The following is a 22,852-nucleotide window of genomic DNA, read 5'->3' on the forward strand; positions in this document are numbered from 1 at the left end:
TTTCGGTTGCATGAATAATGTCAGAAGAACTTCTTTATGAGATAGATGATGAAATTCAGTATCAAACTGAGCAGAATCATAGTTACAACGGGGAAATACACCCGGGTATTGCCATTCTCATACCTGATGTCGCCCGGCAATCGCCCCAACCAATGCAGCTTATCGGCAAAGAAATAGACGATAATGCCGATGAGAATTAGGGTACCACCGATGATGATTATGTATTTGCCTGTGGTTTGGTTCATGGAAGGGAATTTATTTACAATATTGAGAATATAAGTCGCTCAGCCTACGTTTTTCATTGCTAGATAAACTACTGAATATTTTGCAAAAATACTTTGTATGTTTCCCAATAAGAAAATCTAGCCTATCAAAATAACCTTCTGCATATTCTCCATCAACAAAGTTTGTTAATCCAACATATGCCCTGAAAGCTTTCTGGCTAACACTTGCTCTTTTTCCTATATATATCTCAATATTGCTGAAAATTACGTTCCATTTTTTTTCCTTATTGGGGGAAGTCAATGAATAGTATACGCTAAACTCATTTTCGGTTTTAGGAATCAATCTGACTAATTCTTCATCTGTTAATTTCTTTTGACTGTTGAATTTTTCTAACAAAGCATATAGCTCTGTTTTGTAGTCAATGTTAGCATGCAATTGAGGTGCAATTGCAAAATATACTAGCAAAAGTGTCAGGTATTTAATCATTTTCTTTCTTATAAGATAAGTTATATCAATATTGATTTATAATTATTCCAATACGATTCCGGAAACTTAAGTGAATTTATTTTTACAATTAGAATGTTATTAAGTTACCAAACTTTCCTGTGTTTTACCGCTTATCCTCCCTATTTTTGCAAAAAATAAAATTACCCAAAAATGACAAACGAAAAACTCGAAGATGCACACAAATTTAAGATTTGGAAGAATAATCTGATAGAAAACGGATTGAAAATCAACGGGATAGACCAACACTACACCAGATACCGTTACAACGGCGAAATTCTCTTTTCTCTGCTGATGCTAGACGCCGAGACCCCCGAGGGTGATAAAATGCCACCCATCTGTTTTCTGAAAGGGGAAGTAGTTTGCATTCTGGTTTGTCTGATAGATAAAGACACCAAAGAAAAATATCTGCTGCTGGTAAAGCAACGTCGCATTGCCGAGGGAGGTTTCACTTATGAACACCCGGCTGGTATGGTTGATGGCAGCAAAACCCCTCTGGAAATTTCAGTGCAGGAGGTAAAAGAAGAAACAGGACTGGATGTAACGGCAGACCAGTTGATTAACGTAACACCTCAAAAGCGGGTTTTCCCGAGCACAGGTACCAGCGATGAAGCCATGTACCTGTATTATTGCGAACTGGAAATGTCGGCCGATGAAATAGCTGACCTGAACGAAAAAGAAATGGGTACTGATTACGAGTTTGAGCGTATCACCACCCATATCTTGCCGTTTATAGAGGGGCATAGGCTGATAAACAATAGCAATGGCTTGTTGCTTAATTATCTGTATCTTTCAAAAGTGAAAGATTTTGAGTTAATGGCTCAATTGTAATAAACAGAAAAACCTGCCTTTTGGGCAGGTTTTTCTTCTATAAAAAGGAAACGCAAATCTTAAACTAATTTCCAGCCTTCGCGGTATTGGCGTTGTACAAACTGGTTGGCCTCATCGAAGTTGGTAATCTTCATATTAGTGCCATCCCACAACAGTTTTTTACGACCATCGTAGTTGAAACCATTTTTGCCGTTAGATTTACGCAGGTTATAGCTGCGGATAGCCAGGTTACCCATCAATACTGTTTCAGTTAATGGGCCTGAGTAATCAAACGACGAAGAAAGACCTTTATGCTCTTTGCTGTTAAAGCCGGCTTTGCAAGCCTCAGCCCATGATGCCTGGTGGCCATGTTCAGGAAGCGGTTTAACGCTAGGGTCTTCTTTAGGAGTAATATCTATTTTCTCACCGGTTTTCAGATAAATCTTCGGTGTGTTTCCGTAGGTTCCGCAGGTCATAACACCTTTGGTACCAATCATTAATACACCGTTGCTGCTGTCGGCTTCTGCCAATGGTTCGTTGGCAGGAATCCACTCTGGGTGGAACGGACGGATACCACCGTCTGTCCAGTACATAGTAACAGGCGAGTTATTGCGCTTGGTAGCAGGGAATTTAATCTGAACACTTGATGACGGAGGGCAGCCTTCAGGGTTATATTCAGGGCTCCAGTCTTTCAGAAACACCTGTCCTACGCTACATTCTACTTCAGTTGGGTAGCCCAAACCTAAAACTCTGAACGCAGGGTCAATCAGGTGGCATCCCATATCGCCCAATGCACCGGTTCCAAAATTCCACCATCCGCGCCATTTGAATGGGTGATAAAGCGGGTGATAGTCAACCCATGAAGCAGTACCAACCCACAAATCCCAATCCTGCGGAGTCATTGAATCAATCAGAGCAGGTTTATCTGTTGGCACGGGGTTACCTTGTGGCCATACGGGGCGGTTTGTCCAGATGTGTACATCTTTCACCACTCCAATTGTGCCTTTATCAAGCCATTGCATCATGGCTTTTTGAGTAGGGTTAGAGGCACCTTGGTTACCCATTTGCGTAACCACTTTGTATTTTCTTGCGGCCTCGGTCAACTTACGGGCTTCATAAATATCGTGTGTCAAAGGCTTTTGCACGTATACGTGCTTGCCCATAGACATGGCAGCCATAGCTGCTACGGCATGCTGGTGGTCTGGAGTAGAGATAGTAACTGCATCAATGTCTCCTTTCATTTGTTCCAGCATTACTCTGAAATCCTTGTAACGTTTAGCATTCGGAAACTTATCAAGGCTGCCTTTACAACGAGCCATGTCTACATCACAAATAGCCACTACATTGTTCACACCGTTGTTGTAGGCATTAGCAATGTCTGAGCCACCTTTTCCGCCTGCACCAATGGCAGCAATATTTAGCTTATCGCTGGGTGCAATAAAACCTTTACCTAATACATGACGTGGCACAATAAAGAATCCACTGGCGGCAATAGCACCGCTTTTAATAAAATCCCTTCTGTTCGTTGTCTTTTTGTTTTGCATTATTGAAGAGTTGAATAGTGAAAATTAGATTTAAACCGGCACAAAATCATACTTAAATTCTGTAACCCACAAATTTTGTATAATACGCTTGATTGGTACTTCAAACTTACAAAAAAATCTTTTTTCCTGGCAAATTTTGTAAGATTTACATAAAAAATATTGATTAATTTCTTTTTGAACCCTTTCAGGTTTTAAGAAACGTTTTATTCCTAATATATTACTTAACACCGTCTTGAAAATACTATTGCGGAACGTAAGAAATTTAATCTTTAATTACCTGTGTACGCTAGTGCGTTAAATAAACCGATACAGCATTTAAAAAAAGCGCCGATAAGGTTGGTAATACACACCGACCGCTGGTCATAAAATTTATAACGTGGTTTGTTTTAGTCTGAATGAAAACTAAATTTGCAGCTATGCCGTTAAGTATAACAGCAAACATATTAAATAAAAAGCTTTTTAATAAATGGCGAAAGTAATAGGTAACCTGACACCACAACAAATAGTAGAGGAGCTAGATAAATACATTATTGGCCAGAAAGACGCAAAGCGTAATGTGGCCATTGCTTTAAGAAACCGCTGGCGCCGCATGAATGCCAGTCAGGAAATGCAGGCCGAGATAATTCCGAATAATATTCTGATGATAGGCAGCACCGGGGTAGGTAAAACCGAAATAGCCCGCCGCTTAGCTAAAATTGCGGAGGCTCCGTTTACTAAAGTGGAGGCGTCAAAGTTTACAGAGGTGGGGTATGTCGGGCGTGACTGCGAAAGCATGGTAAGAGACCTGGTAGAGCAATCGGTAAATATGGTACGGGCTGCAAAAAAAGAAGAAGTAAAAACGAAGGCATTGGATACTGTTGAAGACACCTTGCTGGATATTCTGATACCGCCTGTAAAGGATAAAAAAGACGTTGGGTTTTCGATGGAAACAAAAAAGCAGGAGGTTGAGGATAACTCAGAAAATCTGCTGAATGAGAAAACACGTGAGGCGTTCAGAGAAAAATTAAGAAACGGAGACCTGGACCACCGCAAAATAGAAATTGATGTGCAAACCAACGGAATGCCCAATATTGGCGTGATGGGAGGGCCTATCGATGATGTGTCGATGATGAATCTGCAGGATATGATAGGCGGTATGATGCCCAAAAAAGGTAAAAAACGCAAAGTAACCATTGCAGAAGCCAGAAAAATATTATTGGACGAAGAGGCTGCCAAACTGATAGATATGGATGAGGTAAAAGACGAAGCCATCTGGAAAGCTGAAAACCTGGGAATAATTTTTATAGATGAAATTGATAAAATTGCTTCATCGAGCGGTAAGTCGGGCGGGCCGGATGTAAGCCGTGAAGGTGTACAGCGAGACCTGCTGCCGATAGTGGAAGGAAGCACCGTGAACACCAAACATGGCTCTGTTAAGACAGATCATATATTGTTTATAGCCGCGGGGGCTTTTCATGTGGCAAAGCCTTCAGATTTGATTCCGGAATTACAGGGGCGTTTCCCGATCAGAGTTGAGCTGGAAAGCCTGACAGAAGAAAACTTTTTTCAGATTTTGCAAACACCTAAAAATGCTTTGACGCGCCAGTATGAAGCCATGCTGGAAGCCGAGGACGTTAGCCTGAGTTTTGATACCGAGGCACTGCGAGAAATTGCCCGTATTGCCTTTTATGCCAATAGTGAGGTTGAAAACATTGGCGCCAGAAGGCTACAAACCGTAATGAGCCATTTGCTGAATGAGATTATGTTTGATGTACCCGATAAAATTGGCGCTAATGCCCGGATTGTTATCACTAAAGATATGGTGAACGACAGGCTGGCAGGTCTGGTTAAAAACAAAGATTTAAGCCAGTTTATATTGTAAAACTTTGGAATATAAATCAAAAAGCCACTGTCTGAAGAAAGATAGTGGCTTTTTGATTTATAAATGGTTATTTTTTCTTTGGGTAATAATACAAATAAGAGATGGCGTTCTGGCCGTCTGGCCTTTCGCTGTTGGTAAAATAGCCTTTCCCGTTTTTATCAAAGCAGAAACCTTCTCCCTGCGGCTCCTGCACGTAAGGCAGTAATTTGTCGCGAGTTCTGGCAAGCGCCTGAGGTATGGTTTCTCCATCTTTACGGTACCAGTAAAAAAGTGTAAAGTAGTTTCTGATAACAATTTCTTTACCGTCTGATGATATCCCGCCGCTGGTAACATAGGTAATGGGTAAAGTCTGTAAAAACTCTGCCGTTTGATTTTCTGTAACAGACTGAGGATATTTAAGCCTGTACAGCCGTACATTAAACTCTCTTTTCGAAACTATATAAATGTCTTTGGTCTGAGGGTCTATCAGCATACATTCGGCGTCACGGCTACCGTCAGGATATTGAAAGGCTATGCGGTCAAAACTGGTAACGGGTTGTAATGATTGCGGCTCAACGAACCGATAAATGTAATACTGGTTATTATAAACCGCATCATTGTCTCCAATTTCGGCCAGGTATAGGTAGGTTTTGCCAGCCTCAGGGCCGGGGCCAATAGATATGTCTTCCCAGTCGCGGTTAGGGAAAGGCATTTTTACCGACCCTTTGTATTGCCCCTCATGTGCAAACAAATAAATATTATTGGGGTTATCGCCATCTTCCTGCACCCAGACGTTCCCCGGCATACTGCGGCTGTCGCATACACCAGAAGCTTCATTGGCTATATCTTCCGGCAATCTGGCCATTACCGGCACCGTTTCATATTCAGGAATTACCTCTGTTACGGGGGTTGGGTCTGGTTTTTTAAACCAGTCGCAAGAACTTATAAATAACGAAACTAATACGTAAATCAGTGTTTTTCTCATTCGGTTACCGGCAACATTCAATGCAAAGAAAACGATTATGCCACTAAGTTATCAGGTTTAATAAATATTTAATGGCTTAGCCACGCCACCGGTGCACAAATTATTATTCTACGGACAATTAAAAATCAATTTTCTGGTTTCTGGCTGCTTTTTTGTCTGAATCAATTTTTTTTGTCTTCAACCTTTTTTCTACTGCAGCCAGCGAGGGTTTTGTGGCTCGTCTTTTCTTGGCTTCATGCAGAGATTTTTCAAGTAATTTGTAAAACTTCTGCACCACCAGTTCTTTGTTTTGCAACTGGCTTCTTTTTTCCTGCGAGCTAATCAACAAAACGGTTTCTTGTACCAGTTGGCTTTGAAGCTTTTCATATAGCCTTTGTTTTTGGGTATCTGTCAGTAGGGCAGAGGTAGCAATGTTGAATCTAAGCTCTACTTTTGTTTCCACCTTATTTACATTCTGTCCGCCCGGGCCGCCACTTCTGGCAGTAGCGAACTCAAATTCAGGCGAAAAATCTATATCTTTTATCATGGTTTTATATTCTGTATAATTAGCCCTGCACCACCGTGCCCAAAAGTGCAGCCAATTTTTTAATGATTCCTTTCAGTTCCATCATTTTTACCAGTATTTGCTCTTGCGTTTCAAAAGATTCCGTTTCAATGAGTTCCTTACTTAGTTTTTCCATCTCTATTTCAAAGCGGCTTTTTTTTAACCTCAGCACGTTGGTGTAAACCATTTCGTCTAGTTTATCACTTTCTAATGGAACGTATATTTCAAATTTCTCCCAGTTTTCGCTCAGCTGATGTGGAGACGAAAGCCAGTTAATGCTTAAGGTCTGAATTTCAATATCCTGATGGCTGGTAAAGTAAGAAGTGTCCGGAATTTCGCCTCTTTGATGAAACTCCCGGCATATATCCAGTATTTTCTGGTAAGATGCCGTTTCAAAAGTTATATCCTGAATTTCATTAAAAATATAGTCGGTAAGAGTAAAGTCTATGTTTTCTGCAACGTTTTTCTCCAAAACATGGGTGCCGTAACATACCAGCAGCCTTACACATTCTTCTTCATGATAAGACAAGGCACTCCGTTTCACGGTTCTGGCTGTCTCTTCCATACCCGGCACAAAGGTATCAGGCTCGGGCGCTACAAATGCGTTGATATCACCCAGTGGATTGGTCCTCTGCTGCCTTTGTCTGTCGCGGTCGGTATCCTGCCTCTTTTTCTGAAATATTTTATTGCCTTCAGTAATCAGGATGTGCTCATCAATACTAAGCAAAGAGGCCACCTCTTTATAAAATACCGAACGTTTGATGGAGTCCGGAATCTTAGAGATGGTTTCTACCAGGTCTTTTATCAGTTCAGCACGCTTAAGGGCGTCTGTGCCCAAGTCTTTCAATGAAATCTCGGTCTTGAACCTGATAAAATCCTTCTGGGTATGCTTTACGTATTCTTTAAAAGCCTGGCTGCCAACTTTCTGAACAAAACTGTCGGGGTCGTCTCCATCCGGAAACACCACTGCCTTCACATTCAGGCCTTCTTCCAGAATAATGTCTATTCCTCTTAATGATGCTTTAATACCGGCGGCGTCGCCGTCATACAAAACGGTTATGTTTTCGGTAAATCTTCTGATTAGCTGAATCTGCTCTTTGGTAAGCGAAGTGCCGGACGAAGCCACTACGTTTTCTATACCTGCCTGATTTAACGAAACAACGTCGGTATAACCTTCTACCAGATAACAGTTTTCTTCCTGCCTGATAGGATTCTTGGCCTGCGCTATACCATATACTATATTACTTTTATGATATACAGCCGTTTCGGGCGAATTAAGATACTTGGGGGCGTTGGGGTCTTTTTTCAGAATCCTGGCACCAAATGCAATAGGTTTGCCTGCTACATTATGAATCGGGAAAATTACCCGTCCTCTGAAACGGTCTATCGGTTCGCGCCCTTCTTTCAGTATAGTCAGGCCGGCTTTTTCAAGTATATCCAGTGTGAAACCGTTCTTAAGCGCATGTTTGGTAAAAACATCCCGTCCGTCAGAACTATAGCCCAGGTCAAATTTCCTGATGGTCTGGTGGTTAAACCCCCGTTCTTTAAAATAGCTCAGCCCGATGCTCTCGCCCTCAGGGGTTTGCCAAAGTTGGTCCTGATAAAATTTATTGGCAAAATCCAGGGCTATAAAAAGGCTTTCCTTTTCGTTCTGAACCTGCTGTTCTTCGCTGGTATATTCCTGCTCGGCTACTTCTATACCATATTTTTTAGCCAGGTGTCTCAGTGCCTCGGGGTATCCTATACCTTCAATGTCCATCACAAACCTTACAGAATCACCGGCCTTGCCACAACCAAAGCATTTATAAATGCCTTTTGATGGCGACACCGAGAATGATGGCGTTTTTTCATTATGAAAAGGGCAGCAGGCTATCATGTTTGCTCCCCGCTTTTTGAGAGAAACATAATCGCCCACAACCTCAACTATATCGGCGGCCTGAATAATCTGCTGTACGGTATCCTGATCTATTCGCATGTACCAAATTTACTGTAAAAACATAAAAATGACGTTTTTACTACTATTTTTGTTGCAAAACTACTAAAACTAATGGAATTTTTTACATTTATAAATATTGGTGGCACCATTGCTTTTGCGGCTTCAGGCACTATGGCGGCTATGCGCAAAGACCTAGACATCTTCGGCCTGGTTGTTATCGCCTTTGTTACTTCTGTTGGCGGTGGTACCATACGTGATATGCTCATTGGGCATCTGCCTGTGCGCTGGATTCTGGATTCTACAATAATAATACTGATTGTGATGGTAGCAATGGTTACGGTTATTTTCAGACACAGGATTGTGCATCTTGATAAAACCCTTACCTTGTTCGATTCCCTCGGGCTTGGTTTTTTTGCGCTCAGGGGCATCCAGGAAGGTATATCCGCAGGGCTTAATGTCCCTTCCTGTATTATTCTGGGTACCATAACTGCCTGTTTTGGTGGTGTAATAAGAGATATTTTCCTTAATGAAATACCTGCGCTTTTCAGAACAGGCCAGTTGTATGCTACCGTTTGTATCATAGGAGGCAGTTTCTACTTTGCCCTTCGCAAGTTAAACCTGTCTGTTGAAGTAATAGATATCATAACCGTTTTATGTATTTTTGGAATTCGTACACTGGCTATCAGCAAAAATATATCGTTGCCAAAAATCAATAAAATGTAAAAAGTTGTTGGAAAATTTCAATTTAATTGATTTATTTGTTGCATGAACCAAAATTACTACTGAAAAAAGTCGCTTCCATATCGCTTCTTGCATTGCTGGTGTGTAATATGCTGGGCTCTACGTTTGTCATGCTTTTAGACAAATGGCAGGAGGAACGCGTAGTACACGCAAATGTGACTTTTCAGGAAAAAGGAGAGTTTCTGGTTATGAAAGTGCCAATGGCCATTCCGTATATGGCCAGTTGGAGCGAGTCTGAAGAGACAGACGGTCTCATTATCTTCAAAGGCGATTTTTTCCGTACTTATCAGCGCAAATTTGAAAGTGATACCCTTTACACTTATTGCAAGAAAGAAAATGCAAGCCGCGAGAACGTTTTCAGTTTGCTGCAACAGGTAAAAAAACAGGTAAACGATGAGCCCACCGGCTCTGGTAAAAAGGCGCTCAATTTTTTTAAGAATCTCACTAAAGATTATACTCAGTTCGGTAGTAGCACAATTGCCTACTTCTGGGTTGAAGACCTCCCGTTAAAAATCTACACTTATCAGGAGTTTATTCCTGCTTCAACGTTATTTGTTAATTCTCCACCTCCCGATTTAGCTTAATACAGTCTTTTCTACAAATTTTATGCCTTGCCGCCTTGGTTTATGCCCAAAGCGCAATGTATGAATGCATCCGCTCAAATCTATACTTCTTATGTGGTAAGTTGTGCCAATGCCCGGCACTAAACATAGACCTTTGTTCATGAACGCCCTCTTTGGCCGTTCTTAATAATCTGTCTGTGCGTTTAGGTTGGGGTACGGTATTGACTTGCACATGGGTTACATGACTGTTTTTAACTAAAAACTTACTATTCTAAAATGAAATTATTTTACAAGTTTTTACTTGTGCTGGTAGGTGGTGCGGTTTTCAATGCGCAAGCCCAAATGCCTCATGACGCCATTTATATGAACAAAAAATCTATTTGTATAGCTACAACCTATTCAAATAGCCAGTGGAGCGAATATTGGGAGAATAAATTAAAACGCGAAAATTTCAATATAGGTACGCACACTACACAAAGTGTTATGCCTATGATAGCCTACGGTATTACCAAAAAACTGAATGTTCTTGCCGGCTTACCTTATGTGTGGACAAAAACCAGCGCAGGTAATCTGATGGGGCAGCAGGGTTTTCAGGATGTATCGGTATGGTTAAAATACAATATGGTGCAATCGGCAAACGGCCTTTCCTTGCATGGAGTATTGGGCGGCTCGTTACCGGTAAGCAACTATGTACCAGATTTTCTCCCGATGTCAATTGGCCTTAAATCCAAAACAGCTACTGCACGTTTAATTGCTCACTACAAGCATACTTCTGGTTTTTATATTACCGCACACGGAAGCTACGTTTTCCGCAGTAATATAAAGGTAGACAGAGATGCCTATTACGCTTACGACAAAGTTTATAACACCAATGAAATAAGCATGCCTAACGCTACTGATGTAGCCGCCCGGATGGGTTACTACAAAAAAGGGATTCAGGCCGAATTATTCATTGACAAAAACACTTGCGTAGGCGGAGATTACATCCGTAGAAACGATATGCCTTTTCCGACGAATAACATGAAATCATCGGGCGTAGGTTTCTATGGTAAGTTTCAGCCAAAAAATGTAGGGTTCAATGTAATGATCAGAAGAGTAATAGATGGCGAAAACATGGGCCAGGCTACTACAATATCAGCCGGTTTCCTGTATCAGATAAATTTCAAGAGTAAGTCTGAACAGGTAACAAAAAAATAAAATTTGCAGAAAAGATTTCTAACAGAAAATTTGCTTCCCCGGGCAGTTCGCTCAATTGAATACGGGGCCGTAATATGAAAAAAATACATGTACCATTTTTAGTAATAGTAATATTGAGTCTGGTTGTTTCGTCTTGCAATAAAGATTTGGAAGAATCATTGAAAGAGGCCTATATCCCGGCAAAATTAGATGAAAAAGGAGGAACCTGGAAAACTTATGTACTCGCCAGCGCTGATGAATTTCCGGTGGCAGAGCCAAAAGCGGCAGGTTCGGCAGAGTACCAGGCAGAAATAGCAAAACTGAAAACCACGGTTTCGACCATTACCCCGGAAAACAAAAAAGCAGTAGCTTACTGGGGTGCAGGTGCCGTGTATCGCTGGAACGAAATAGCTCGTGAGCTGGCAGCCAGATATAACCTTCCGCCTGCTTCAAATGCAGAGGGCAAGTATCCGGTTCCTGATGCTGCCAACCCATTGGCAGACCCTAAGTTTCCGTTTGCCAATCCGCCATATACAGCCCGTGCACTAGCTTATTTAAGTGTAGCGCAGTATGACGCACTGGTGGCCGCGTGGAACTACAAGTTTAAGTATAACCGCAAGGCTCCTTCAAAAACAGATGCTACTGTTTCTGCTTTGTTGCCGGTTTCTGATTTACCGTCTTACCCGTCTGAAGATGCAGTTGTGGCTGCGGCCTCATATACCATATTGGTGGCGATGTTCCCCGGCGAGGTGCCTTTGTTGGATGCCAAGCTAGCCGAAGCCAAAAATGCCCGTATCTGGGGTGGTATGAACGTTGATTCTGATATTTCGGCAGGCGATGCCCTGGGCAAAGCCGTAGCTGCCAAAGTAATGGGTCGCGCAAAAACAGACGGCATGGGTGCCGCCAATAATCAGACAGTCAATGCTGCTGCAATTGCCAATGCCAAAGCACAAGGCTTGAAGTCGGAGTGGTTAAGCCAGGAGATTCCTGCCCGCCCGCCAATGTTGCCTAACTATGGTACCGTACAGACCTGGAATTTTGATAAAACAGCTATGCTGGCCATGCGCCCAAGCCCTCCGCCAGCATTAGATAGTGACGAGTTTAAAAAAGACCTTGACGAGCTTAAGGCCATTGATAAAAATCAGACGCGTGAGCAGGCCCGTATTGCCAATTACTGGTCAGACGGTGCCGGCAGCTACACGCCTCCTGGTCACTGGCATCGTGCCGCTGCTAATCTCTGTTTCCAGAATAAGTTCAGTGAGTTGGCAACAGCCCGCACGCTGGCATTGCTGGGTACTGCCGAGATGGATGCAGGTATTGCTTGCTGGGACGCCAAGAACTATTATTATTATCCGCGCCCTCAGCAATTCGGTATCAAAACCTCTGTTGGTTTGCCCAATTTTCAGTCTTATACCTCGGGACACTCTACTTTTTCAGGTGCCGCCGCCACAGTATTGGGCTCTATCTTCCCGACGGAGGCTGAAAAGTTGAATGCGATGGCTCAGGAAGCATCCAATTCAAGGGTTTATGGACTGATTCATTATCGTTTCGACTGTGTTAAAGGTCTTGAACACGGTAAAAAAATTGGTCAGTATGCCATTGCCCGTGGAAAGGCCGATGGTTCTGGTTTATAAAAACTAATGGTTTAATCAGCTTGCTTAAATTTATTCAAACGTATTTTCAATGAAAAAAATATATTATTTTTTCTCACTAGCCATGCTTTTGGGATCAATCAAGGGGTTCTCGCAAGGTTGTATTGCCGTACGCCACATGGCATCGGCAACGGGTAACCCCAACAGCCCGGCCTCAATGATGAAAGGCGGCCAGTTTCAGTTTACGGCTTCATACAGATATTTGCATTCTTTCCGCCATTTTGTTGGTACCCAAGAGCAAAAAGAACGTATAGAAAACGGTACTCAGGTTATTAACACTTCTCATGCTTTTGATTTTGGCCTGAGTTACGCTGTTAATCCGCGTCTGAGCTTTTCATTGAATTTGCCTTATCTTGACAACGACCGTTCTTCTCTTTATGAACACTACGGCAACTCAATTGAAGCTAACCCGGAGCAGAAACGTTTTCATACGTATTCTAAAGGGGTGGGCGATATGCGTGTATCTGCTACCTACTGGTTGTTCAATCCGCTTACCCATCTGAAAGGTAATCTGGCTATAGGGGTGGGAGTCAAAGCTCCAACCGGTGATGCCAACGTTCAGGGAGACTTCCATAAACTGGATAAAAACAAAAAAGAATACATACAGCGCAAAGCCCTTGACCAATCAATGCAATTGGGCGATAGCGGCTGGGGATACAGCATTGAAATGCAGGGTTATCAGTCGGTATTCAAAAATGCCTCTGTTTACTACAATGGTTTTTATATGTTCAGCCCTAAAACCGTTAATGCGGCTACCGGCTTTTCTGTACCTGACCAGTTTGCAGGTCGTGCGGGTTTAAGCTATTCGGTTGCACCTAAAAAGGGTATTTCATTAGCGTTGGGTGGCAGGGTAGAAGGCTTGCCTGCTATAGACCGCATTGGCAATAGTGAAGGCAGCCGCAGACCCGGATACATTATCTCTGTTGAGCCAAGTGTCATTATTAATACGCATCACCATTCGTTTATTTTCGGTGTTCCTTATGCGGTTGTTCGTAACAGAATAAAATCATGGAGCGACATGCAAGACCCAACCGGTAAAAAGCACGGCGATGCAGCATTTGCAGACTACCTGATTACGGCAACTTACGCTTACAGGTTCTGATTATGGCACACATCAAATTGTTGAATGAGGAGCTTCCGGGTATTTCCGGGCTTCTCAATCATAATCCGCGTACGGCCATACCCTTGTTAAACCTGGCTGAAACCCTTTTGAGGGGGCCGTCAACCTTAACAAGAGGCGAACGCGAATTGATTGCTTCTTATGTTTCGCACCTGAACAATTGCCATTTTTGCCATACTTCGCACGGAGCAGCGGCGGCAGCTCATTTAGGTTGTGATTTGAATATAATAGATGATATCAAACAAAATTTTGCCGAAACTGCTATTTCTCCAAAGCTGAGAGACTTGCTTAACATTGCTGCACAAGTGCAAAAAGGCGGCAGGCATGTAACAGAAAAGGAGATTGAAGTAGCCAGAAATGAAGGAGCAACCGACGAAGAGATTCATGATTCGGTACTGATTGCGGCAGCATTTTGTATGTTTAATCGCTATGTAGATGGCTTAGGCACGTGGGCGCCGAAAGAAAACGAAGCCTACCGTGAAATGGGACAGAGAATGGCCTTTGCCGGTTATAATCGTCCTCGCTAAGAAAACAGGTTTAACCTGTCTGTTTTTCCCTGATTATTTATTGTACCACATCTGGCATCGGCTGCAAACAGCCGGTAAGCCTTGTTATTGCCTAAATTATGCCTCATATATCACTTCCTGACCATCTGCCCGGTATTACAGGGCTTTTAGAGTATAGCCAGGATACCGCAGCGCCTATTCGTGAACTGACACAAATTTTGTTAAGAGGAGACAGTTCGCTGACCCAGGGCGAAAGAGAGTTAATAGCCACCATAGTATCGCACAATAATGAATGCCGGTTTTGTACGGCTGCTCATACTGCCGCTGCCGATTTGCTATTGGGTGAAACCGAAACCTGCGAATTGGTAAAACATGATTTAGAGAATGCTCCGGTGAGCGATAAAATGAAGGCCTTACTAACCATTGCCAGAATGGTGCAGAAAAGCGGGAAGAGCGTCACCCCTGAAGCTATAGCCAATGCTAAAGCAAAAGGCGCAACCGACATGGAAATACATGATACTGTGCTTATAGCTGCACTTTTTTGTTTGTATAACCGCTATGTTGACGGCCTGGCCAGTATAACGCCAGGCGACCCCTCATTTTATCAGTACTTAGGTGAAAGAATAGTGAACCACGGCTACACGCGTTTGCCGCAGGGCTATGACCACCTGAAGAAATAAGAATGATGAGGATTAATTAATCTAATCCTATATTTTAACCGAGCTTTAGAATGAAAAATATTTTTACCTGTATAATCTCCTTATTGTTGTTTTCAGCAGGAGCTTTCGCCCAGAAAAGTGTCATCAAGGGCAAAGTGACTGATGCTGAAAATCAAAAACCTCTGATAGGTGTTTCGGTTTTTCTGAAAGGAAAAGTTTCAGGAACCATCACTAATGCCGAAGGAAATTTTGAACTGAATGCCTCTCTTCCGGCCACATTGGTAATTTCAATGGTGGGCTATGAGCGCCAGGAAATTGCGGTGGCCAGCGAAACCACATTGAGTATCTCATTGAAAACCGCGTCTGAAGACCTGAATCAGGTGGTTGTTTCTGCTTCCAGAATTGAAGAAAGCATTTTGAAGTCGCCGGTGAGTATTGAAAAGATGGACTCAAGAGGTATCCAACAATCTCCGGCAGCCAACTTCTACGATGCTTTGCTCAACATGAAATCGTTAGATATTGTTACCAGTGGCCTTACCTACAAGCAAATCAACACCAGAGGGTTTAATACCACGGGTAACAGCCGCTTTTTGCAATTGGTAGACGGCGTTGATAACCAGTCAGCTGGGTTGGGTTTTGCCATGGGTAATCTGCATGGCCCCAACGATATTGATATAGAAAGCGTTGAGCTGATTCCGGGAGCTGCCTCAGCTTTGTATGGCCCGATTGCATTCAACGGAATGTTGCAGATGCGCACAAAAAATCCATTTGATTATCAGGGGCTAAGCGCGCAAACCAAAGTAGGCGTAAACCATTTGAATGACGGCACAGGCCTGGGGGCAAAACCATATTATGACCTGGCCGTGCGATATGCCAAAGCATTTAAAAACAAATTTGCTTTCAAGGCAAATGTCGCTTACCTCAGAGGCACCGACTGGTATGCGAATGATTATACAGATATAGACCCCAACACGCCTTTAGCTAACCGTGGGCCGAATAACCCGGGCAAAAATGCCTTGAATATTTACGGCGACGAGGTTGCACAGACAATTGATAAAATAGGGCGGGTGTCAAGAACGGGTTATGAAGAAAAAGACCTGGCCCAGTATGGTGTATATAGCCTGAAGTTAAACGGAGCATTGCATTACCGTATTACAGATAATCTGGAAGCCATCTATCAGGCAAATTTTAGTCAGGGTATTGCACAGTACACCGGTAGCAGCCGTTTTGTAATTAATAATTTTTATCTGATGCAGCATCGCCTTGAATTGAAAGGCAGCAATTTTTATGTGAGAGCTTATTCAAATCAGGAAGATTCGCAGGATTCTTACAACAGCCGTTCTTTAGGGCAGCTCATTAACCGTATGTGGGTAAAAGACCTGAATGGTAACACGGTTGCTCCGGCTCAGGCTGATGCCACCTGGTTTCAGCGTTATTCGGCGGCTTATAACGGAAACGTCAATGGAGTTTCTGCGCAAAACCATTCTGCCGCCCGGGCATTTGCCGACCAGGGAAGGCTACTACCCGGAACTGCCGCATTTGATGCTGCCAGAGACCAGCTGATTCATACCCAGGGCTTAAGCGGAGCAGGTATTTTCAGCCGTTGTGGTTTAAAACACATGGAAGGCATGTACGATTTCAGTGAATTACTGAAAGTAGTAAGCATTCAGGTAGGTGCCAACTACAGAAGATATTATCTGGATACTCAGGGAACCTTATTTGATGACAAAGGCAAGAACCTCACAAACGACGAGTTTGGTGCGTTTATTCAGGCTTCAAAGTTATTGGTAAATAATAAACTGAAAATTACACTGTCAGGTCGTTACGACAAAAACGAGAACTTTGATGGCCGTATAACACCAAGGGCTTCGGCAGTATTTTCACCAAACGACAACAATCATTTCAGAGCTTCCTATCAGACAGGTTTCCGCAACCCGGTTATCGGCGACCAGTATATTAAGCTGAACGTCGGGCCAATCATTATTCTGGGCGGTGCACCAGTTAATTCTGTTGGCATGAACGCCTATGAAAACTCTTTCACGGCGGCATCAGTAGGGGCTTTTGCCAGCGCGGCGGGTGCTCAGCTTGGGCAGGGTGTTCCATTCCCGACCGCTATTGCCAACAACAAAGACAAACTGGTGAAATCGAACGTGCCATACATCCAGCCAGAGAAAGTTCAGAGCTTTGAGGTGGGTTATAAAGGAGTTTTCAGTCAGAAAATACTGTTTGATATCAATTATTACTACAGTCAATACAAAGACTTCATCATTAATACGGTGGTTATCCGCCCTGATAATAATGTGCTGTTACCAGACGGCTCTATTAACCCTGCTGCAGCAGGTGATATTCTGGGAGGCAAAACACAGGCGTTTCAACTTTATACCAATGCCGCCGATAAGGTGTCTATTCAAGGTGTAAGTGCAGGTTTGTCTTATTTGTTTCCTAAAAACTACCGCCTGAATACGAACGTAACCTGGATTGACTTCAACCTGATGGATGCTAACCCGAGTAATATTCCTGCCTTTAATACACCAACCTGGAAAACCAACGTGGTGTTCGGTAATCCAAAACTGACAGACAAATTCGGCTTTAACGTGGCATGGCACTGGCAAAGTGCTTTTGACTGGTACGGTACCTTTACGACGATGTGTCCGGGCAAAATCAATGCTTATAGCTTGCTCGATGCGCAGGTGAGCTACAAACTGCCTGCCATCAAATCGGTTATCAAGCTGGGTGCTTCAAATCTTACTAACCAATACATTGTGCAGGCTTATGGCTCTCCGGCCGTTGGCGGGTTGTATTATGTTAGTCTGAATTTTGATGAATTAATGCGATAAAATTGATAAAAGGGGTAAAAACAACTTTTGCTTAATTACCTCTTTATAGCAATACTTAAATTTTACCAACATGAAACTTTTTGAATTAGTATCAGGAAGAGCTAAATATTGGATTTTGCTGGTATCGGGCTTGATGGTTTTTGCCTGCAGTAGTGATAAGAGTGAAGAAATGGTTAAAATACTGGCGAAGATTCATCAGGAAAGTTTTAAAAGAACGAATCCTTTTTCGCCAAAGGCAGAAATTGCCTTTTATGATTCGATGAGTACACTGGCTCAGGGGAATCCATACAAAAGCTTTATTACAGATTTTTATAAGGCAAATGCCTATCTGAAAAACGGTGAAGAAACAAAAGCGGTAACCTTATTGGAAACCATATTGCCTATGGCTTTAACAAAGTTTCAGGGTAATGCCGAAAGAACCCTGACCAGCCTGGGAATTGCCAGTTTGCGACTGGCCGAACGCCAGAATTGTGTGAATAATCATACGGCAGAATCGTGCGTGATACCCATAATTAATACAGGTATCCATAAAATAAAAGGCGGGTCTCGCAGAGCCATAGAGGTTTATGAGACAATTCTTTCAAGAAACCCTTCTGATTATGAAGCACAGTGGCTACTAAACATAGCCTACATGACCATAGGTGAATATCCGGCTAAAGTACCGGCTCAATATCTGATTCCTGATTTAGATAAAGACAAGTCAGGCTATGATTTGAATCCTTTTACTGATGTAGCTCCGGGCCTCAACCTGAATTTAAAAAACAAAGCAGGTGGAACTATCCTGGAGGATTTCGATAATGACGGATATCTGGATATAGTAATTTCAGACCTGGGGCTTGATGGTTCAATGCATTATTTTAAAAACAATGCAAACAACACTTTTAGCGATGTGTCGGAGAAGTCGGGCCTGTCGAGATTTAAAGGTGGGCTGAACATTATGCAAACCGATTATAACAATGATGGATTCATCGACATTTTTGTTTTAAGAGGGGCCTGGATGCCCGACCCGTTTGGTAAACAGCCTAATTCGTTATTAAAGAATAATGGAAATGGAACTTTTACTGATGTGACGATTGACAGCGGCTTGTATTCGTTGCACCCAACACAGGCCGGGGTATGGAGAGATTTTAATAATGATGGCTGGCTGGATTTATTCATTGGCAACGAAACCGCCAATATGGGCGAAATGCACGGTTGCGAGCTGTATATAAATAATAAAAACGGCACTTTTACCGATATAACCATTGACGCCGGCTGCGACCTGAATCTGTTTATTAAAGGCGTAACCGCAGGCGACTACGACAATGATGGCTGGCAGGACATATTTATTTCAACCCATCAGGAAACCAAAGTGCTTTTAAAGAATAAAGGAGTGCAAAAGAATGGAAAACTAAAATTTGAAGATGTTACGCAGGCTTCCGGTTTGAGTGAGCTAAGAAATTTTACGTTCCCGACCTGGTTCTGGGATTACGATAACGACGGCTGGCTTGATATATTCGTTTGCGGATACCAGGCCGACCACTCAATGGCTTATTCAGTAGCTACTGATGCGTTGGGCATACCTAACCGCGGAAGTAAAATGTATCTTTTCAAAAACAACCATGATGGCACTTTCAGGGATGTATCGGTTGAAGCGGGCATCAGCCATAGCATATTTGCGATGGGGTCTAATTTCGGAGATATAGATAATGACGGATACCCGGATATGTATCTCGGTACCGGAAATCCTGATTACCAGTCGTTAGTTCCTAATAAGCTTTTCAGAAACATCGGAGGTAAAAAATTTGCTGATGCCACCATTTCAGCGCGTGTGGGTAATCTGCAAAAAGGGCACGGTGTGGGTATCTCTGATTTAGATAATGACGGCGACCAGGACATTTTTATTGAAGTGGGTGGGGCTTATCCCGGTGACTCCTACAATAATTCATTGTATCTGAACCCCGGTCAGAATAATAACCGCTGGATTAAACTCATACTGGAAGGCAAAAGAAGTAACCGTTTAGGAATCGGTGCCAGAATAAAAGTTACGTTCAAAGAAAATGGAATAAGCAGGTCTGTTTATCAGGACCTGAGCTCAGGGGGAAGTTTTGGTTCATCATCTCTCAGAAGAGAGATAGGCATCGGAGAGGCCAACATAATTGATGAAATTTCGATCATCTGGCCGGGTTCTGGCACAAAGCAGGTTTTCAGAAATATAAAGCCAAATCAACTGCTTAAAATTACCGAGGGAAACAATAAACCCAAAGAAATTAACATTAAAACCCTTAATTTTGGAGGAGATAATAAAAATATTCCCATTTGTATTACACCTGCCGTTAAAGCCATTTAGCGCCTTAATGGCAGGATTCAAAGATTTAAAGACTGATGAGTACTAAAAGTTTAATTCTGATTAATCCATTTTCGGGGCGGTATTCTTATGAAGAAAAACTTTTCTTCTGGTTGCGCTTTGGCGTTTTAGGCTGCTTTGTGGGGCATGGCTTCTGGGGGCTTGTATTAAAGAAAGGCTGGGTGCCATTTTTTAAGGTTTTCTTTATTGATGAACCCATAGCTTACAATTTTATGCCTGTCATTGGTACTATGGATATTCTGATTGGCTTGGTTGTGTTTTTTTATCCCAACAGAGCTTTGCTGTTATGGGCGTCTTTCTGGACATTATTTACGGCCATGCTGCGCCCTTCGGCCAGTATGGGTATGTCTGAGTTTTTTGAAAGAGCTGGTAATTATGGTATACCAATTTTGTTTTTGCTGTTGCATGGCTTGCCTGCTACTGCTAAACAATGGTTTGAGAAACTGAAGCCACTGGGCTCGGTATCCTATATGCAGGCAAGTGTAATTGAGTGGGTATCAAGGCTGAGTCTGTTTAGCTTATTGGCCGGGCATGGCGGGTTGGCGGTATTCATGAACCACCCTACACTAATTAAGAACATGACAGGGGTAGGGTTGCCGATGACCGGAGTAAACCTGCATATTTTTGGTCTGGTAGAGATAGCGCTGGCGTTTCTGGTTTTGCTCAAGCCTCGCATACCTGGTCTGTTAATCTTTATTTGCTTATATAAATTGGGCTATGAGTTGCTTTTCCCGATTGTGGGTAACCCGATAGACATTTTTGAAACCATTGAACGAATGGGTGATTACGTTTTGCCCATTATACTTTTTGAGTATTATCGATCAAAATATTTTAACCAGAGCCGGCAACATACAATGGTGCCGAAAGCCTGATTACTAACCCTAAAAACCTGAAAGAAATTGGAAACTAACCCGGCACAGACAATTTTGTCTCCTAAAATAAGAGCAATGGCATTTATTCTTTGCGTAATCAGCTATGCTTTCGGAGGTACGGTTTCAACGCTGATGTCGGTGTATTTACCGGTTGCGGTACCACAATTGCTTAACGGCACAATAACTGAGGCCCGGCTTGGTGAAGTTGGTGCCTACATTAGTGCAGTATCGTTATATGGCTGGATGATAGGCGGAATACTTTTTGGAATCATAAGCGATAAAATCGGTCGTAAAAAAGTTCTGGTTTTTGTTACAGCTCTTTATGGCGCCGCAACCCTTCTTACAGTTTTTGTGCCTAACTGGTATATGCTGCTGGTTTATCGTTTTCTTTCCGGCATGGGTGTGGGTGGGGTGTTATTGGTAACTACTATTTATATTTCAGAAATTTGGATTGAGAAAACGCGTCCGATTATGGTAGGTGTGCTGGCAGTTGCTTTTCCGTTGGGCATTGTGGCATCAGGAGGTTTAAACGTACTTTTTTCAGAGTGGCGTCAGGCTTTCTGGCTTGGGCTTATTCCTTTAATTACAGTAGTGCTGATAGGATTATTGCTGCCTGAATCTCCCAAGTGGAAAAACATCCAGAATGGGCCCGCTACTTCAATTAATGATTTGTTTAATGAAGCTTATCGCCCGAATCTGGTTACTGGTTCAGTTATTTTCGGGGCAGTGTTGATAGGCCTGTGGGGCATTTTCTCGTGGTTGCCTACCTGGGTGCAATCTTTGTTACCTGCCGGGCAAGACGGCCAGAAAGAAAGAGGAATAACCATGATGCTGCTGGGTATGGGAGGTATTGTCGGTGGGGTGATGTCTGGCTTTCTGATACGCGCTTTTGGAAGCCGAAAAACGCTGATGCTTACCTTTGTGGGTTGTGTAGGGGCCTGTTGCCTGCTTTTTATAACCAATAAGGTATTCAGTACGATTGTTTATGCCGAAGCCGGTTTGCTTGCTCTATGTTTTGGTATCAGTCAGGGTGCATTATCAAGTTATATTCCTGAGTTATTTCCTACCAGCATAAGGGCAACGGCAACAGGTTTTTGTTTCAATGTGGGTCGTTTCTTTACTGCCACTGCTGTGTTTTTTGTAGGTAGTCTGGTTACCCTATTTGGTGGATTTGGAAACGCGCTGCTTGCCTTTTCAGTAACATTTGTAGTGGCCCTGCTGGCCGCATACCTAACCCGGGATAAGAAGTCGAACCTGATTAACTCATAATATTTGTAGCAATGGCACATATAAAATTACCTGAAGAAGATTTACTGCCCGGTATACGCGGGTTAATGGCTTTCAGGCCAGATACAGCCAAACCACTTAATGCTTTGGCTGAGGTGTTGCTAAGAGATGAAAACAATGGTTTGTCAAGGGGAGAACGCGAGGCCATTGCCACGTACGTATCTTACCTGAACGACTGCCTCTTTTGCCAGCATGTGCATGGCGCTGCCGCGCAATGTTATCTGGAAGACGACGGCACGCTGATTGGCCAGATAAAGAGAAATTTCAATGAGGCACCCATTTCAGACAAACTGAAAGCGTTGCTGGCCATTGCAGGCAGCGTGCAGAAAGGAGGAAAAAACGTGACTACTGAACAGGTTGAAGCAGCCAGAGCCACAGGCGCAAGCGATAAAGAGATTCATGACGCCGTTTTAATAGCCGCCTCATTCTGTATGTTTAATCGTTACGTTGACGGTCTGGGAACATGGGCACCCACCGACCCACAGGTATATATACCCAGAGGTATGCGCATAGCGGCTGAAGGTTATGCCAGCTTTGATGCCATGAAAAGCATAGGAAAATAGAAGATCGGTACTTTGTGGTTTTGTTTTTACATACGTAGTTTTCATACACTGTGCATTATTTTGGTGCACAGTGTTTAGCTTTAAACATTGGGTTTATACCCAGAACAACCATTGCCTGACAAAGAAATTAGTGTTTTGTTT

At 42.9% G+C, this 22,852-nt stretch carries 20 protein-coding genes; 14 read left to right on the top strand and 6 right to left on the bottom strand.

The window, feature by feature from the left end:
• Positions 1-20 precede the first annotated feature (20 nt).
• Positions 21-245 (bottom strand): DUF2905 domain-containing protein, encoded by a 225-nt coding sequence (locus MB380_RS05625; RefSeq protein ID WP_253533824.1) that lies wholly within the window; start codon positions 243-245, stop codon positions 21-23.
• Positions 246-255: 10 nt separating this feature from the next.
• Complete coding sequence (locus tag MB380_RS05630; protein ID WP_253533825.1) at positions 256-711, bottom strand: hypothetical protein; 456 nt, start codon at positions 709-711, stop codon at positions 256-258.
• A 171-nt stretch (positions 712-882) separates the two neighbouring features.
• Between MB380_RS05630 and MB380_RS05635 the strand changes: the two genes are divergently transcribed.
• Positions 883-1,560, top strand: a complete 678-nt coding sequence (locus MB380_RS05635) for an NUDIX hydrolase (RefSeq protein ID WP_253533826.1) — start codon at positions 883-885, stop codon at positions 1,558-1,560.
• Between the two features lie 59 nt (positions 1,561-1,619).
• Here the strand turns inward: MB380_RS05635 and MB380_RS05640 are convergent, their stop codons facing one another.
• Positions 1,620-3,083, bottom strand: coding sequence for a Gfo/Idh/MocA family protein (locus MB380_RS05640; protein ID WP_253533827.1), 1,464 nt, complete (start codon positions 3,081-3,083; stop codon positions 1,620-1,622).
• Positions 3,084-3,549: 466 nt separating this feature from the next.
• Between MB380_RS05640 and hslU the strand changes: the two genes are divergently transcribed.
• Complete coding sequence (gene hslU, locus MB380_RS05645) at positions 3,550-4,944, top strand: ATP-dependent protease ATPase subunit HslU (protein WP_253533828.1); 1,395 nt, start codon at positions 3,550-3,552, stop codon at positions 4,942-4,944.
• 67 nt (positions 4,945-5,011) lie between these two features.
• Here the strand turns inward: hslU and MB380_RS05650 are convergent, their stop codons facing one another.
• From MB380_RS05650 to dnaG, 3 genes are all read right to left on the bottom strand, one after another.
• A complete protein-coding gene (locus MB380_RS05650; RefSeq protein ID WP_253533829.1) occupies positions 5,012-5,908 on the bottom strand; it encodes a PE-PGRS family protein in 897 nt (298 codons plus the stop codon).
• Between the two features lie 118 nt (positions 5,909-6,026).
• Complete coding sequence (gene arfB, locus MB380_RS05655) at positions 6,027-6,434, bottom strand: alternative ribosome rescue aminoacyl-tRNA hydrolase ArfB (protein WP_101725474.1); 408 nt, start codon at positions 6,432-6,434, stop codon at positions 6,027-6,029.
• A gap of 19 nt (positions 6,435-6,453) precedes the next feature.
• A complete protein-coding gene (dnaG, locus tag MB380_RS05660; protein WP_253533830.1) occupies positions 6,454-8,427 on the bottom strand; it encodes a DNA primase in 1,974 nt (657 codons plus the stop codon).
• Positions 8,428-8,499: 72 nt separating this feature from the next.
• Here dnaG and MB380_RS05665 point away from each other — a divergent pair, with 72 nt between their 5' ends.
• The 12 genes from MB380_RS05665 to MB380_RS05720 all read left to right on the top strand — a co-directional run bounded on the left by MB380_RS05665 (position 8,500) and on the right by MB380_RS05720 (position 22,711).
• Entirely contained in the window at positions 8,500-9,111 is a 612-nt protein-coding gene (locus tag MB380_RS05665) for a trimeric intracellular cation channel family protein (protein ID WP_253533831.1), read from the top strand.
• 128 nt (positions 9,112-9,239) lie between these two features.
• Positions 9,240-9,713, top strand: coding sequence for a hypothetical protein (locus MB380_RS05670; RefSeq protein ID WP_253533832.1), 474 nt, complete (start codon positions 9,240-9,242; stop codon positions 9,711-9,713).
• A gap of 255 nt (positions 9,714-9,968) precedes the next feature.
• Positions 9,969-10,889: a hypothetical protein gene (locus MB380_RS05675; RefSeq protein ID WP_253533833.1), complete on the top strand. Its 921-nt coding sequence runs from the start codon at positions 9,969-9,971 to the stop codon at positions 10,887-10,889.
• 74 nt (positions 10,890-10,963) lie between these two features.
• Positions 10,964-12,502: a phosphatase PAP2 family protein gene (locus MB380_RS05680; RefSeq protein WP_253533834.1), complete on the top strand. Its 1,539-nt coding sequence runs from the start codon at positions 10,964-10,966 to the stop codon at positions 12,500-12,502.
• A 49-nt stretch (positions 12,503-12,551) separates the two neighbouring features.
• Entirely contained in the window at positions 12,552-13,622 is a 1,071-nt protein-coding gene (locus MB380_RS05685; RefSeq protein ID WP_253533835.1) for a hypothetical protein, read from the top strand.
• 2 nt (positions 13,623-13,624) lie between these two features.
• Entirely contained in the window at positions 13,625-14,167 is a 543-nt protein-coding gene (locus MB380_RS05690; RefSeq protein WP_253533836.1) for a carboxymuconolactone decarboxylase family protein, read from the top strand.
• Positions 14,168-14,265: 98 nt separating this feature from the next.
• Entirely contained in the window at positions 14,266-14,826 is a 561-nt protein-coding gene (locus tag MB380_RS05695) for a carboxymuconolactone decarboxylase family protein (protein ID WP_253533837.1), read from the top strand.
• 50 nt (positions 14,827-14,876) lie between these two features.
• Complete coding sequence (locus MB380_RS05700) at positions 14,877-17,642, top strand: TonB-dependent receptor (RefSeq protein WP_253533838.1); 2,766 nt, start codon at positions 14,877-14,879, stop codon at positions 17,640-17,642.
• Positions 17,643-17,712: 70 nt separating this feature from the next.
• Complete coding sequence (locus MB380_RS05705; RefSeq protein ID WP_253533839.1) at positions 17,713-19,971, top strand: CRTAC1 family protein; 2,259 nt, start codon at positions 17,713-17,715, stop codon at positions 19,969-19,971.
• A gap of 35 nt (positions 19,972-20,006) precedes the next feature.
• Positions 20,007-20,861 carry a hypothetical protein gene (locus MB380_RS05710; RefSeq protein WP_253533840.1) on the top strand — a complete coding sequence of 285 codons (855 nt, stop codon included), beginning with the start codon at positions 20,007-20,009 and terminating at the stop codon, positions 20,859-20,861.
• Positions 20,862-20,888: 27 nt separating this feature from the next.
• The gene (locus tag MB380_RS05715) at positions 20,889-22,130 is read left to right on the top strand and encodes an MFS transporter (protein ID WP_253533841.1); all 1,242 of its coding nucleotides are present in this window, start codon (positions 20,889-20,891) and stop codon (positions 22,128-22,130) included.
• An 11-nt stretch (positions 22,131-22,141) separates the two neighbouring features.
• Positions 22,142-22,711, top strand: coding sequence for a carboxymuconolactone decarboxylase family protein (locus MB380_RS05720; RefSeq protein WP_253533842.1), 570 nt, complete (start codon positions 22,142-22,144; stop codon positions 22,709-22,711).
• Positions 22,712-22,852: the final 141 nt, after the last annotated feature.

Source organism: Emticicia sp. 21SJ11W-3 (genome assembly GCF_024138715.1).
Lineage (GTDB): Bacteria > Bacteroidota > Bacteroidia > Cytophagales > Spirosomataceae > Emticicia > Emticicia fluvialis.

Bases quoted from the DNA above. Each gene is read 5' to 3' on its own strand.
- MB380_RS05640 (WP_253533827.1), bottom strand. From the start codon at position 3,083: ATGCAAAACAAAAAGACAACGAACAGAAGGGATTTTATTAAAAGCGGT.
- MB380_RS05630 (WP_253533825.1), bottom strand. From the start codon at position 711: ATGATTAAATACCTGACACTTTTGCTAGTATATTTTGCAATTGCACCT.
- arfB (WP_101725474.1), bottom strand. From the start codon at position 6,434: ATGATAAAAGATATAGATTTTTCGCCTGAATTTGAGTTCGCTACTGCC.
- hslU (WP_253533828.1), top strand. From the start codon at position 3,550: ATGGCGAAAGTAATAGGTAACCTGACACCACAACAAATAGTAGAGGAG.
- MB380_RS05680 (WP_253533834.1), top strand. From the start codon at position 10,964: ATGAAAAAAATACATGTACCATTTTTAGTAATAGTAATATTGAGTCTG.
- MB380_RS05705 (WP_253533839.1), top strand. From the start codon at position 17,713: ATGAAACTTTTTGAATTAGTATCAGGAAGAGCTAAATATTGGATTTTG.
- MB380_RS05665 (WP_253533831.1), top strand. From the start codon at position 8,500: ATGGAATTTTTTACATTTATAAATATTGGTGGCACCATTGCTTTTGCG.
- MB380_RS05690 (WP_253533836.1), top strand. From the start codon at position 13,625: ATGGCACACATCAAATTGTTGAATGAGGAGCTTCCGGGTATTTCCGGG.
- MB380_RS05650 (WP_253533829.1), bottom strand. From the start codon at position 5,908: ATGAGAAAAACACTGATTTACGTATTAGTTTCGTTATTTATAAGTTCT.
- MB380_RS05720 (WP_253533842.1), top strand. From the start codon at position 22,142: ATGGCACATATAAAATTACCTGAAGAAGATTTACTGCCCGGTATACGC.
- MB380_RS05695 (WP_253533837.1), top strand. From the start codon at position 14,266: ATGCCTCATATATCACTTCCTGACCATCTGCCCGGTATTACAGGGCTT.
- MB380_RS05710 (WP_253533840.1), top strand. From the start codon at position 20,007: ATGAGTACTAAAAGTTTAATTCTGATTAATCCATTTTCGGGGCGGTAT.
- MB380_RS05685 (WP_253533835.1), top strand. From the start codon at position 12,552: ATGAAAAAAATATATTATTTTTTCTCACTAGCCATGCTTTTGGGATCA.
- MB380_RS05625 (WP_253533824.1), bottom strand. From the start codon at position 245: ATGAACCAAACCACAGGCAAATACATAATCATCATCGGTGGTACCCTA.
- MB380_RS05700 (WP_253533838.1), top strand. From the start codon at position 14,877: ATGAAAAATATTTTTACCTGTATAATCTCCTTATTGTTGTTTTCAGCA.
- MB380_RS05635 (WP_253533826.1), top strand. From the start codon at position 883: ATGACAAACGAAAAACTCGAAGATGCACACAAATTTAAGATTTGGAAG.
- MB380_RS05670 (WP_253533832.1), top strand. From the start codon at position 9,240: ATGCTTTTAGACAAATGGCAGGAGGAACGCGTAGTACACGCAAATGTG.
- dnaG (WP_253533830.1), bottom strand. From the start codon at position 8,427: ATGCGAATAGATCAGGATACCGTACAGCAGATTATTCAGGCCGCCGAT.
- MB380_RS05675 (WP_253533833.1), top strand. From the start codon at position 9,969: ATGAAATTATTTTACAAGTTTTTACTTGTGCTGGTAGGTGGTGCGGTT.